The organism is Exiguobacterium sp. NPDC077395 (assembly GCF_050269125.1).
Lineage (GTDB): Bacteria > Bacillota > Bacilli > Exiguobacteriales > Exiguobacteriaceae > Exiguobacterium > Exiguobacterium aestuarii_A.
Window position 1 is genome coordinate 77784 of sequence record NZ_JBNNHU010000003.1, and the last position, 12013, is coordinate 89796.

Sequence of the window (12013 nt, forward strand, 5' to 3'; positions counted from 1 at the left end):
CAACTTTTCCTGAAATTTAAGAAAATAAAGATAACTGAAAAGGAGGAACGATACATATGTCTATGATTTCTATGCCGACAGAGGCAGATTTCGCACGCTATGCAGAGCTAGCTGTGAAAAAAGGTGTAAACATTCAACCAGGACAACAGCTAGAGGTACGTGCCGATATCAGTCAGGCACCACTTGTCCGTCACGTGGTGAAAGCCGCGTATGCGGCAGGCGCGAAACAAGTATTTGTCAATTGGAGCGATGAGGAGACATCGAAGATTCGTTATTTCGATGCACCAGCAGACTCGTTCAAAGAGTTTCCAGATTGGTTAAAGGCTCGTTTTGAACAATTGGCTGAAGAGAAGACGGCATTCTTGTCAATCGTCAGTGATGACCCAGATGCCTTGAATGGTGTCGAATCGTCACGCATCTCGGATGCGAACCGTGCAGCCGGACAAGCACTTGCGAAATGGCGTCAATATGTGATGAGTGACAACGTGAGTTGGTCAATCGTTGCGGGTGCGTCAGAAGCGTGGGCTGAAAAAGTATTCCCGGGGCGTGAAGATGCGGTCGCAGCTTTATGGCAAGCGATTTTCGCAGCAACACGTATGGATCAAGAAGATGTGGTCGCGGCATGGGATACACATGATCAATCACTCCGTAGCCGTGCGAAGTTGCTGACAGAGAAGAAGTACGCGAAGTTGCACTACCAAGCACCAGGCACTGAACTTACAATCGGGCTTCCGAAAAAGCACGTCTTCCTTGGCGGTGGCGGTCCAAACGTCGATGGCATCGACTTTATCGCGAACATGCCGACAGAAGAAGTGTTCACGCTCGCGGATAAAGATTCTGTGGAAGGTCACGTGTCGAGCACGAAGCCACTCAGCTACAGCGGGAACTTGATTGACGAGTTCACGCTTTGGTTTGAAGGTGGGAAAGTCGTCAAGGCAGAAGCGAAAAAAGGACAAGCGGCTCTTGATGAGTTGTTGAACATGGATGAGGGAGCGCGCCGCATCGGTGAAGTAGCACTCGTTCCAGATGATTCGCCAATCTCAAACTCAGGTCTTCTCTTCTACAACACGTTGTTTGACGAGAATGCATCATGCCACTTGGCATTAGGTCGTGCTTACTCGACATGTCTCGAAGGTGGTCCTTCGATGTCGCAAGAAGAACTCGCGGCGAACGGCGCGAATGACTCGATGACACACGTTGACTTCATGATTGGGTCAGCTGAAATGAATATCGATGGTGAACGGGAAGACGGCACGCGCGAAGCAATCATGCGTGACGGCAACTGGGTCATCTAAACGAAAGAGCGAATTCCGTAAAAGGAATTCGCTCTTTTCATGTGACGTCGTACAAATAACGAAGAGCGTGAGGTAAACGGCGGCGCCAGGATGATTCGTGATGAATCGCATCCGGTTCCACTTCATATCGGAAAGCGATACTCTTTTTAGCGATGGCTTCAATCAGTTTTGCATTCGTGAACAAGTAATCCTTCGCTGTGATCGGTCCGCTCTCTTCATTCGTTCCGATGTCCATATACAGTTTTCCAGAGATATCGGTTTCCTGAATAGCCTGGATCAATGGATCCAGATTCGCCCATGCAGCGGTGGAGAGAGATCCGATTCTTTTGATGGAAGGATAGGTTGCCATCATATATAAAGAGATGACACCTCCCATCGAGCTCCCCATGACGCCGACATCTTCTGGATCTGTCGCATACTCTTTGTCGATTCGTGGTTTTAAGTCGTTCATAAGCCATTCTGTATACAAACGACCTTGACCACCAAGGGTTGGGCGCGTTTTCGCAAGTTCCGGTCCGATACGGCGATATAACATCTCATCTTCTTCATATGAATACTCGTCATAACGATCTAACCAGTTCGGAGCACTTGCAATGGCGACGACCATAAGTGGAAGCTGGAGTGTATCGATGCAACGGTCAATTTCCCATCCTTCTCCATATGTAGCCGTGCTTCCTGAGAATACATTTTGCCCATCATGCATATAAAGGACAGGAAGTGGGGTGTCGGCATTGACCCAGTCTGGTCGAAACACGCGGACGATCCGTTTTTGACCACGGACCTTCTCCGTTGGAATCGATACGTTCAATTGATCAATCATTCTTCATCACCTCTTTCACCTTGTATTGTGGAGAATCATGAGCGAAAAGACAAACACAAATCTTGACTACCTACCGTTCGTTAGGTAAAGTGAGGAGAAAGGAGAGTGAGACGCGTGAATACAAAAGAGAAAATTATGCAATCCGCTCGGACACGGTTTGCCCGTGAAGGATATGAAGGATTATCACTTGCGGCGGTTGCCGAAGACGTTGGCATCCGCAAGGCTTCTTTGTATGCTCACATCGATGGGAAAGAACAATTGTTTAAGCAAGTCGTGACCGATATGGCGAATCGTTACGAAGAAGCATGGCGACAGACATGTGAGGATACCGAGGACCGACCACCTTTAGAACGGATTGAGTCGATCGTTCGTACGCTCACGTCATTCTTTAGCGATCACGAGACGTGGATGTTGACGAAACGGATGCTCCTCGTACCACCCCCAGAATTTCGGGACTATATTGAAGAAGTCATCGGAAAGGTAGAGACGGAGTTAAAGCGGTTTGAAAAAGAACAGTTTCGTCTCGCGATGGAGCGTGGAGACTTACCATCGCAACCACTCGATGAGCTCTATGCTGCGTACTATTGCTTTCTAGATGGTGCCTTATTGTCTCTATTTACATTTGAAGATGAGCGGGAGATGCGACAACAAGCCGCTTTCCGAATCTTCAAGAAAGGTGTGGGCTGGAATGGATAAAGAAAAAGTCGCCTGGATTTCTCTCTTGTTCGCAGGATTGCTTGAAATCATTTGGGCAACGACGATGAAATTGTCTGAAGGATTTACCGTTCTTGGTCCGACGTTATGGACGATTGTACTCTTGGTTGTCAGTTTCGGCTTACTGGCCAAAGCATTCCGGGTTTTACCTGCAGGTACAGGGTATGCCGTCTTCACGGGAATCGGAGCGGTTGGAACGGTGATTGTCGGTGCTCTTCTTTTTGACGAGGCGCTCAGCGGCTGGAAACTTTTACTTGTGACGACGTTGATCATCGGAATCATCGGGTTGAAACAAGTGACAGGAGGAGAAGAAGCATGAGTTGGGTATATTTGATCGGTGCAGGGATTGCTGAGATGACAGCCGTTTTCTTTATGGGGAAATCGAAAGGGTATCAAATTTTGAAATGGTCAATCTTATCGATTTTGTCGTTCGCGCTCAGTTTTTATTGGCTATCGAAGTCGCTTGAAGACATTCCGTTAAGCTTGGCTTACTCCATCTGGGTCGGAATCGGAGCGGCAGGTGGGGTCATTCTAGGTATGCTCTATTTAAATGAGTCTAAAAGCCGCTGGCGAATCTTTTATCTAATGATGATTATCGGCAGTGTGGTCGGTTTAAAAGTTGTATCGTAAAGGATTGAAACAAGCTGAAAACGGGAATTGAATAATTCAGATTATGAGATGGAAGAAAGGGGCGGAAAACGATGCATCTTGTCGAGTTGCAGTCCGAACGTTTGCGGTTTGAACCGTACACGATCTCTGATTTCTATTTTGTTAAGTCGCTTCTCCAAGATCCTCGGGTGATGCGCTTCATCAGTCCGGATGGGAGACCGTATACAGACGAACAAACAATCGAATGGTTCGAACGTCAATTGGCCCGCTATGAAACGGGACGCCAGACGGGACTATTGAAGCTGATGACGTTCGAAAGTGATGAACCGATTGGTCATGCAGGTACGTTGCTTCATGAGTTAGACGGTAAACTCGAGCTAGAAGTCGGCTATTGGTTGTCACCGAAGCATTGGCATATGGGTTACGGACGTGAAGCGGCCGCGCGATTGATGCAGTATGCCTTCACTGAAGGAGAGAAGGAAATCATTTCACTCATTCATCCAGAAAACGTTCCGTCTCAGCGTGTGGCTAAAGCGAACGGTCTTCATTGGGACCGTGACACCTTATATCAGAACATGCTCGTATCCGTTTATGCAGGTGATTTGGAACGCCTCTGCCGGCATATTGATCGCCAACAAATGACGCGTTAAAAAAAGTACAAAAAACTTTTAAAAAGTTGTTGCCAACTTAATAGTTTCTTGATATATTAATAGTGTCCTTAAGAGAGGACACGACCTGATTCTGTAGCTCAGCTGGGAGAGCGCTACCTTGACAGGGTAGAGGTCGCTGGTTCGAGCCCAGTCAGAATCACTTGGGTGCCAAACCCTCGAGAAACCCACCGGAACATGGGTTTCCGCGAAGCCACTTCTTGCGAGAAGTGGCTCTTTTTTTGTATATTGACACGGCACGAAAGCAATTGGTATATTCCTCTCAATACATATAGAAACGGGGAATGCGACATGGTGCTAACGGGAACCCTCGTCAATGCCGGATTAATCGTCATCGGGTCATTGTTAGGTCTCTTATTTCACCGCATTCCAGAGCGTATGAAAGAGACGGTGACGGCAGCAATCGGGCTTGCGGTCATCTTGCTCGGCATTCAAATGGGGATGAAAAGTGAAAACTTTTTGATTGTCATCGGAAGTCTTGTCGTGGGGTCTGCGCTCGGGGAATGGTGGAAGCTAGATGAAGTATTGAATGAAATCGGCTACCGGCTTGAGCGGCGTCTTGGAAGTCAATCGAGTGTAGCGGAAGGGTTCGTTACGGCAACGCTCATCTTCGTCATCGGCGCGATGGCAATCATTGGGGCGCTCGATAGTGGGTTACGTGGCGATCATGACGTCCTGTATACGAAAGGGTTGATTGATGGATTTACAGCCCTCGTGTTGAGTTCGACGCTCGGCATCGGTGTCATGTTTTCGGCCGTTCCGGTGTTATTGTATCAGGGTGGGATTGCACTACTCGCCATTCAAATCATGAAGTTCATTCCGGAGTCGCTCATGGACAGCTTTATTTTAGAAATGACTGCGACCGGTGGTGTGATGATCGTGGCGATTGGCTTGAACTTGGTCGGGATCACAAAAATTCGCGTGGCCAACTTATTGCCGGGAATTTTAATCGTGGCACTTATTGTATCGGTCATACAGATGACGACGTAAAAAAATGGACGGAAGCCACGCTTCCGTCCATTTTTATGGTTTCTCAATTGTTTCATGATCTTCTTTGGCACTTTCGCGTAAGGCTGAAGACATCACATCGGCAAGGTTGCGGTCGCGTAGCACGCCGACTCCACGATCCGTCGGTCCACCTGGAGCAGCGACGTCAGCAATGAGTTCGTTCGTCTCGCGTGTTTCGTGTGACAGCAACTCTGCAGAGCCTTTCATCGCCTGGGCGACAATTTGACGAGCCGTTGCTTCGTCGTATCCTACGTCGGTCAAGACCGGTGTCATCGCACCGACAATTTCATAGAAGAAAGCTGGGCTACAACCTGCGGCTGCCATGAATGCCGACATCGTCTTCGCATCCGTGATGGCCGTTCGACCGACACGTTCAAAGAGGGCAGTCGCTTTTGTACGATCGGTCTCATCTGTTTCAGGACCGAACCATAAGCCTGTCATCCCGCTCCGATATGCGACAGGCGTGTTTGGCATCGCGCATACGGCAGGAAGCCCTGAAGCTTCTTCTAATTGACTCGGTTCGATGTGTGCCGCGACAGATACAAGAAGTGGGGTGTTCCACTCTTTCGACTCCACGTATGGAATGACACCGTCCGGTTGCATCGCTAATACGACGATTTCATAGTCGTTGACATTTTCTTCTTCAACGATGTGTACGCCGAGTTCGTCTTGTAGTGCGAGCAATCGTTCCCGGTCGCTTCGGTTCGTCATCGTGATGTTTGTCGGTTCGATCCCAGAGTCAATCCATCCTCGAACGAGTGCCTCACTCATAGATCCTGCGCCGACCATTAGTAATTGTTTCATCATCCGTCACCTCTTCTTTTCGATTCGGTCAATAGTTATGTTGACTATCATAACAAACCTGCTCTCGAATATCGCCCATCTTGCTCATTTGTAAGGAGATGGAAAAGGATTTGATACATAAAACGATGCACATGACAAACGTTTCAAATCGCGCTATGATGGCACTAATTCAAAAGAGTGAGGCGAAATCGTGTGAAACGTGTACTAGTAAAAGGGATTCAAGGTTATCAACGTTTTATTTCACCATTAAAGCCGCCGACATGTCGATTTTATCCGAGCTGTTCGCATTATGGGATCGAAGCAATTGAAAAACACGGGGCCGTCAAAGGGAGTTATTTAACCGCTCGCCGACTGATCCGTTGCCAACCGTTTCACCCAGGTGGGCTCGATTATGTACCGGATACATTTGATTGGAAAGCGCCTTTACAACGAGAGAAGCCTGAGTCGCAGCGAGACGAGTGAATTCGTCTCGCTGTTTGTATACAGATGTACGTTTCGAACAGTTGTTTTAGCACAATACTTTTGCATTGTTCTAAGTATTCTGAAAAAATAGGGATGTACACTATTTTTCGGGGAAAGGGGATACTTTGTATGGGGCAATCATTTAGTGAATGGGTGAGTACGGCATCCAATTTTGTATGGGGACCACCGCTTTTAATTTTGCTTGTGGGGACAGGCATTTACTTGACGGTGCGTTTAGGTGGTATTCAAATCACCAAATTACCGTATGCGTTGAAGTTGGCATTTTCGAAAAACCAGGATCAATCCTCTAAAGGGGATATCAGTCACTTCCAGGCGCTCATGACCGCGCTTGCGGCGACCGTCGGTACGGGGAATATCGTCGGGGTGTCGACAGCAGTCGTGTTAGGAGGACCAGGAGCCATCGTATGGATGTGGGTGTCCGGATTCTTTGGGATGGCAACAAAATATGCGGAAGCTGTTCTGGCTGTTAAGTATCGGGTCACCGATGAACGCGGTCAGATGGCTGGTGGACCGATGTACTATCTGGAACGAGGATTGAATCAACGTTGGTTAGCCGTAGCATTTGCGGCATTTGCCTCGATTGCGGCGTTCGGGATTGGGAATGGGGTCCAAACGAACTCTGTCGCGCTAGCGCTCAAAACGACATTTGACGTACCACTCTACATATCCGGTATTCTGATCATGATTTTTACAGGGGCAGTCATTCTTGGAGGCGTGCGTTCGATCGGAAAAGTAGTCAGCTATTTTGTTCCTGTCATGATCGCCTTTTATTTAGGTAGCGGCCTATTGATCATGATCATGAACTACTCGCTTATTCCAGATGCATTCGCGCTGATCTTTAGCAGTACGTTCAGTGCAGAAGCCATCGGTGGAGGTGCGATTGGGGCAGCTATTCGTTACGGGGTCGCACGTGGTGTGTTCTCAAACGAAGCAGGTCTTGGTTCCGCTCCGATTGCTGCAGCGGCAGCGAAAACAGATATGCCTGGTCGTCAAGCGCTCGTCTCGATGACACAAGTCTTCTTGGACACGCTTGTCGTCTGTTCGGTGACAGGGTTGACACTCGTCATGGGTGGTCAAATCGGGACAGGACTAGAAGGAGTCGAATTGACTTCGGCCACATTCGAACTGTTCCTCGGTCCGGCAGGTGGCTACATTGTCACGATCGGTCTCGTCCTATTCGCTTACTCGACCGTTCTCGGTTGGTCGTATTACGGCGAACGGTCCATCCATTACTTGTTTGGGCAAAAGTCGATTCTTCCGTATCGGATTGCCTTCGTGCTCGTCGCCGGTCTCGGTGCCATGACGACAAACTTGAATTTGGTATGGGCGCTATCCGATGTCTTCAACGGTTTGATGGCCATTCCGAACTTGATTGGTCTCTTGTTCTTGTCAGGCGTTGTCATCGCCGAAACGAAACGATTCAACCAACAGCTTGAAATTGAGAATCGAAAAGTATCCTAAACGCATCGACGCCATCCTCATGAATCAGAGGGTGGCGTCTTTTGTTTCGCTTCTAATTCATCGAGTCGTGCCTTTTGTAAGTGGTCAAATACTTTTGTGATGAAGCCGACCATAATGCCGACCCCCGTTAACACATATCCGATTGTGAAAATTTTTCCGATATCTGTTTGAGGGGCGAAGTCACCATATCCGATGGTCGTCAATGTGATGACGCTGAAATAAAGTGCGTCTAACCAACGCATCGCCTCGAACCGTGTGTAAAAAAGGGTACCGGACAGAACGGTAAGAAAGGCGAGGCTAAATAGCACTTGAAATTCAGGGTCGCGGAGGCCGCGCCAAATCCCGCGGACAATCCGGCGTAATGTCAGTAAGAACGGTAGCATGTCACTCGCTCCTTTCGATATTAGGTTTGTTCGCTAACAACGGGGGAACATCCTTTGTAGTTCGAAAAAAGAGAAAGGGTGAGTAGGATGGGGAAAGTCATTCCAAAGCAAGAAGGGCTCGACCATAGTGTCGATTTTCTACGGGAAGGATATTTGTTTGTGGCGAATCGACGTAAAAGTTTTCAGTCGAATATTTTTGAAACGCGTTTGCTCGGGGAACGCGTGATTTGTCTCGGAGGAGAGGACGCCGCTGCCTTGTTCTATGATGCGGACAAATTCACACGTCAGGATGCCGCGCCGAAACGTCTTCTCAAAACTTTATTCGGGGGAGATGGGGTGCAAACATTGAATGGGACGGCCCATACACACCGAAAACGAATGTTCATGTCATTGATGACGAAAGAAAACATCGATCGTCTGCTTCGATTGACGGACCGTGAATGGAAAAGAATCCGAAGGTTTTGGCGCTTTCAGTATCTGGAAATCTTCTTGTTGCAGTTTGTTGGTTAAACTGACACGATATTCATATGGAAACCAACTATAGAAGAACTCATACTACTGTTTCTCTAATCAATTATCACTTTGTTTTCTGTCCTCGATACAGAAGAAAGATATTCCTTCGTGACGATGTGGAAATACGTTTCAAAGGTTTGATGTCCGAAATATGCGAAGAACTGAATATCAAAATGATAGCCTTGGAATGCGATACAGATCATACGCATATGTTCCTTGACGCCCCTCCAACACTGAGTCCTGCTGACATCATGGCAAAAATAAAGGGAGTAACGTCTAAAAAGTTAAGAGAAGAATTTCCTCATCTTCAACATTTGCCGAGTCTCTGGACACGATCCTATTTCGTCTCCACCGCTGGAAATGTATCGAGCGAAACGATTAAACGTTATGTCGGACAACAAAAAACAAGGGGGTGACACCGTGTCTCAGACGCTGACAGTTAACATTAAACTGAAGCCGACAAAAGAACAGGAAGTTGTGTTAAAAAGCATGGCAGAAACATATATCGAGACGGTCAATCAACTTATCTCTGATATGGTGGATGCTAAAGCGATGCTCAAATTGACAAGTAAAAGTGTTTGCGCCCATCTGCCTAGTGCCGTCAAGAACCAGGTCATCAAAGATGCCCAGAGTGTCTTCCGGAAAGTGAAGAAGTCGAAATACAGGGTCGTCCCTGTCCTGAAGAAACCTTACTGCACATGGAACAATCAGAACTATTCGTTTGACTTCGAGTCAATCTCCCTTCCTATCATGGTAGATGGAAAAGCAAAGAAAACACCAATTAGAGCAGAAATGGTCGACAAACACAATCGCAACTTCTCGCTTCTGAATAACAAGTTGGGTGCGGTGCGCATTACGAAAAAGTCTGATAAGTGGATTGCCCAAATCGCCGTCACAATCCCCACGACGGAGAAGACCGATACGAAGGTTCTTGGTGTTGACCTCGGTCTAAAAGTCCCGGCGGTCGCATCGACTGATTGCGATAAGGTAAGATTCTTTGGGAACGGTCGTGAAAACAAGTACATGAAACGCAAGTTTCGGGCGAAACGAAAAGAACTCGGTCAAAAGAAGAAGCTGAACGCAATCAAGGAACTGAACAACAAGGAGCAGCGTTGGATGAAAGACAAGGATCACAAGGTGAGCCGTGAGATTGTCGACTTCGCAAAAGAGAACAATATTTCTGTCATTCGCCTAGAGAAGCTAGCGAATATCCGGCAGACGGCAAGAACAAGCCGTAAAAACAATAAGAATCTGCATACATGGTCGTTCTATCGCTTGGCATTATTTATCGATTACAAGGCGAAACTAGAAGGAATCAAGGTTGAATATGTCAATCCTGCATATACATCTCAAACATGCCCTTCTTGCGGGAGTCGGAATAAAGCGAAAGACCGTGCCTATTCGTGTTCTTGCGGATTTAATAAACATCGAGATGTAGTTGGTGCGATGAATATCCGATACGCACCTGTGGTTGATGGTAAAAGTCAATCAGCCTGTGAATCTATATGATCTGTCTCAGGAGGGGTGATGGCACACCCTCATCTGGAGGTTTGAGCAAAACAGAAATGGACTGCGCTCGCACAAGCACTTCAGAATCCCACTCATCCGGAAGGGTGAGCTTGCGGCTTTAGCCGTGGGAGTGTCAAGGAGGAGTTCTCGTATACCGTTCCTCCTCAAGATTTGAGTTATAGCTTCGTTGATATGCCGAGTCTACCGAAAAGTAAACTGCGTTTGACTGATGTAAAATGAATCGAATAAGCAAACGCCTACTCTTGATGGAGTAGGCGTTTAGTATAGAGTGCGGTTTATTTTGTTTGTAAATTGAGACGCTTTGAAATCGGACGAATTGGGACGGACGGGTCAATCATTCGGTTATCCCGTTTCGGTTCATCCGTGCATTCAATCTGCCAATCGGCGTCATGAAGCTCTTTTAGTCCGACGGCAATGTCATAAAGCGAATAGTTCGCATTCCCGTTTAGCTGATAGATGCCGGGTCCGCGTTTCGTCAAGATTTCGAATAAAGCTTCCGCTGTATCCGGTAAAAATGAGCAAGATGGATACCAATGCTCACTCGCTTGTATGACCCCTCGTTGTTTCATCTCGTTCGTAAAATAGTCCATCATATTGTTCGATCCGGCTTCATCCCCAATCTGCCATCCAAGACGAACAATCTGAGCACCCGGGTTGACACGAACGATGGCTCGTTCGCAGTCACGTTTATACTTTCCGTAGTCATCTTCAGCATCTGGCGCCGTGTCCGGTGAAATCGGTCCAGTCACATCATCTGAAAAAATCGACACTGTACTCGTGAACAAGAACGGAATCTTCATCTCCCCACATAAACGAGCGAGCGTCTCGGCCCATTCAACCGGTCCCATACCGATATGTAAAAAATAGTCCGGGCGGATGCTTTCAATGAATTGTCGCATCTCCTGCTCGTCGGTCGTGGACACTTGCTCACGATTCCATGCAATCCCCTCAATGCCATGACGCTGTAACGCTTCGGCAACAACCGGTGCTACCGTGCCGTTCATTCCAGTAATGATTGCTTTCATTTCATGTCGCCCCTTTCTCTCTATATCATGCCACAAAACGGGCGTGGACAAACAATCGATGTGTTTGCCTATGCTAGACTAGGTGATGGAGGGATCAATGATGAATATTCGACAAGCAACGAAGCAAGACTGTACACAAATCGCACCGCTCATGTATCAGGCGATTCATGACATCGCGTATACGTTGACGGGGTCAACGAATACCGATGAAGTATTAGAGCGATTGGCGATGTGGGTGGAAAAACCGAAGAATCGTTTAAGCCACGAAAACATATGGGTCGCCGATGTAGAAGGGGAAGTGGCGGGAATGATCATTTCGTATCGAGGGGACGAGGCGGAAGCATTAGATCGCCCGATTCGGGAATGGTTGACGGCGCATGGGAGCAAAGTGGAATTAGATGTTGAGACGGAAGGGTTCGTTCAATACATCGATTCACTCGCTGTACTAGAGGCATATGGTGGCCGTGGTATCGGGACGAAGTTGATTGAACAGATTTGTACTGTCGCGGCAGAACGTGGTGTCCCGGCCGTCACCTTGAATGTAGATCAAGACAATCAAGCGGCTCATCGTTTGTATACGCGACTCGGATTCCAAAAAGAAAAGGAAATTATGATTTCGGGATCTCGTTTTGACTATATGAAAAAAGAGACACGCTCGACTCCTTTCTCGGTCTAAAAGCGGATGCGCAAACGCTCGTTC

General features: G+C 47.6%; 16 protein-coding genes and 1 tRNA gene. 13 read left to right on the top strand and 4 right to left on the bottom strand.

Annotated elements, in window-relative coordinates; genetic code table 11:
- The first annotated feature begins 56 nt into the window (after positions 1-56).
- The gene (locus ACQKD4_RS12505) at positions 57-1295 is read left to right on the top strand and encodes an aminopeptidase (protein ID WP_214785739.1); all 1239 of its coding nucleotides are present in this window, start codon (positions 57-59) and stop codon (positions 1293-1295) included.
- Between the two features lie 37 nt (positions 1296-1332).
- On the opposite strand, the gene ACQKD4_RS12510 is transcribed toward ACQKD4_RS12505, so the two are convergent.
- On the bottom strand, positions 1333-2115 hold the full coding sequence (locus ACQKD4_RS12510) for an alpha/beta hydrolase (protein WP_427373556.1): 783 nt from the start codon (positions 2113-2115) through the stop codon (positions 1333-1335).
- A gap of 105 nt (positions 2116-2220) precedes the next feature.
- On the opposite strand from ACQKD4_RS12510, the gene ACQKD4_RS12515 reads away from it, so the two are divergent.
- The 6 genes from ACQKD4_RS12515 to ACQKD4_RS12540 all read left to right on the top strand — a co-directional run bounded on the left by ACQKD4_RS12515 (position 2221) and on the right by ACQKD4_RS12540 (position 5096).
- On the top strand, positions 2221-2811 hold the full coding sequence (locus ACQKD4_RS12515; RefSeq protein ID WP_427373557.1) for a TetR/AcrR family transcriptional regulator: 591 nt from the start codon (positions 2221-2223) through the stop codon (positions 2809-2811).
- A complete protein-coding gene (locus ACQKD4_RS12520; protein WP_214747352.1) occupies positions 2804-3148 on the top strand; it encodes a DMT family transporter in 345 nt (114 codons plus the stop codon). Before ACQKD4_RS12515 ends, ACQKD4_RS12520 begins: the two co-directional genes overlap by 8 nt.
- Positions 3145-3459 carry a DMT family transporter gene (locus ACQKD4_RS12525; RefSeq protein ID WP_074033008.1) on the top strand — a complete coding sequence of 105 codons (315 nt, stop codon included), beginning with the start codon at positions 3145-3147 and terminating at the stop codon, positions 3457-3459. The genes ACQKD4_RS12520 and ACQKD4_RS12525 overlap by 4 nt, the downstream gene beginning before the upstream one ends.
- A gap of 71 nt (positions 3460-3530) precedes the next feature.
- Entirely contained in the window at positions 3531-4088 is a 558-nt protein-coding gene (locus tag ACQKD4_RS12530; protein WP_214696843.1) for a GNAT family N-acetyltransferase, read from the top strand.
- A gap of 87 nt (positions 4089-4175) precedes the next feature.
- Positions 4176-4248, top strand: a tRNA-Val gene (locus ACQKD4_RS12535).
- Between the two features lie 149 nt (positions 4249-4397).
- On the top strand, positions 4398-5096 hold the full coding sequence (locus ACQKD4_RS12540) for a DUF554 domain-containing protein (RefSeq protein WP_214785737.1): 699 nt from the start codon (positions 4398-4400) through the stop codon (positions 5094-5096).
- Positions 5097-5129: 33 nt separating this feature from the next.
- Here the strand turns inward: ACQKD4_RS12540 and ACQKD4_RS12545 are convergent, their stop codons facing one another.
- On the bottom strand, positions 5130-5918 hold the full coding sequence (locus ACQKD4_RS12545; RefSeq protein ID WP_251125704.1) for a pyrroline-5-carboxylate reductase family protein: 789 nt from the start codon (positions 5916-5918) through the stop codon (positions 5130-5132).
- Positions 5919-6110: 192 nt separating this feature from the next.
- Here ACQKD4_RS12545 and yidD point away from each other — a divergent pair, with 192 nt between their 5' ends.
- Together yidD and ACQKD4_RS12555 are read left to right on the top strand one after the other, a co-directional pair.
- On the top strand, positions 6111-6380 hold the full coding sequence (gene yidD / locus ACQKD4_RS12550; protein ID WP_074033011.1) for a membrane protein insertion efficiency factor YidD: 270 nt from the start codon (positions 6111-6113) through the stop codon (positions 6378-6380).
- 129 nt (positions 6381-6509) lie between these two features.
- On the top strand, positions 6510-7862 hold the full coding sequence (locus ACQKD4_RS12555; RefSeq protein WP_214747338.1) for an alanine/glycine:cation symporter family protein: 1353 nt from the start codon (positions 6510-6512) through the stop codon (positions 7860-7862).
- 17 nt (positions 7863-7879) lie between these two features.
- On the opposite strand, the gene ACQKD4_RS12560 is transcribed toward ACQKD4_RS12555, so the two are convergent.
- A complete protein-coding gene (locus tag ACQKD4_RS12560) occupies positions 7880-8245 on the bottom strand; it encodes a potassium channel family protein (RefSeq protein WP_015880779.1) in 366 nt (121 codons plus the stop codon).
- Positions 8246-8332: 87 nt separating this feature from the next.
- Here ACQKD4_RS12560 and ACQKD4_RS12565 point away from each other — a divergent pair, with 87 nt between their 5' ends.
- The 3 genes from ACQKD4_RS12565 to ACQKD4_RS12575 are packed head-to-tail and all read left to right on the top strand — an operon-like array spanning position 8333 to position 10267.
- The gene (locus tag ACQKD4_RS12565) at positions 8333-8755 is read left to right on the top strand and encodes a hypothetical protein (RefSeq protein WP_427373558.1); all 423 of its coding nucleotides are present in this window, start codon (positions 8333-8335) and stop codon (positions 8753-8755) included.
- 17 nt (positions 8756-8772) lie between these two features.
- Positions 8773-9174, top strand: a complete 402-nt coding sequence (gene tnpA / locus ACQKD4_RS12570) for an IS200/IS605 family transposase (RefSeq protein WP_427373559.1) — start codon at positions 8773-8775, stop codon at positions 9172-9174.
- Between the two features lie 4 nt (positions 9175-9178).
- On the top strand, positions 9179-10267 hold the full coding sequence (locus tag ACQKD4_RS12575; RefSeq protein ID WP_427373561.1) for an RNA-guided endonuclease InsQ/TnpB family protein: 1089 nt from the start codon (positions 9179-9181) through the stop codon (positions 10265-10267).
- A gap of 296 nt (positions 10268-10563) precedes the next feature.
- Here ACQKD4_RS12575 and ACQKD4_RS12580 read toward each other — a convergent pair whose 3' ends face one another.
- Positions 10564-11313 carry a sugar nucleotide-binding protein gene (locus tag ACQKD4_RS12580; RefSeq protein ID WP_214696862.1) on the bottom strand — a complete coding sequence of 250 codons (750 nt, stop codon included), beginning with the start codon at positions 11311-11313 and terminating at the stop codon, positions 10564-10566.
- A gap of 100 nt (positions 11314-11413) precedes the next feature.
- Here ACQKD4_RS12580 and ACQKD4_RS12585 point away from each other — a divergent pair, with 100 nt between their 5' ends.
- Entirely contained in the window at positions 11414-11989 is a 576-nt protein-coding gene (locus ACQKD4_RS12585) for a GNAT family N-acetyltransferase (protein ID WP_214696864.1), read from the top strand.
- The last annotated feature ends 24 nt before the right edge of the window (positions 11990-12013 follow it).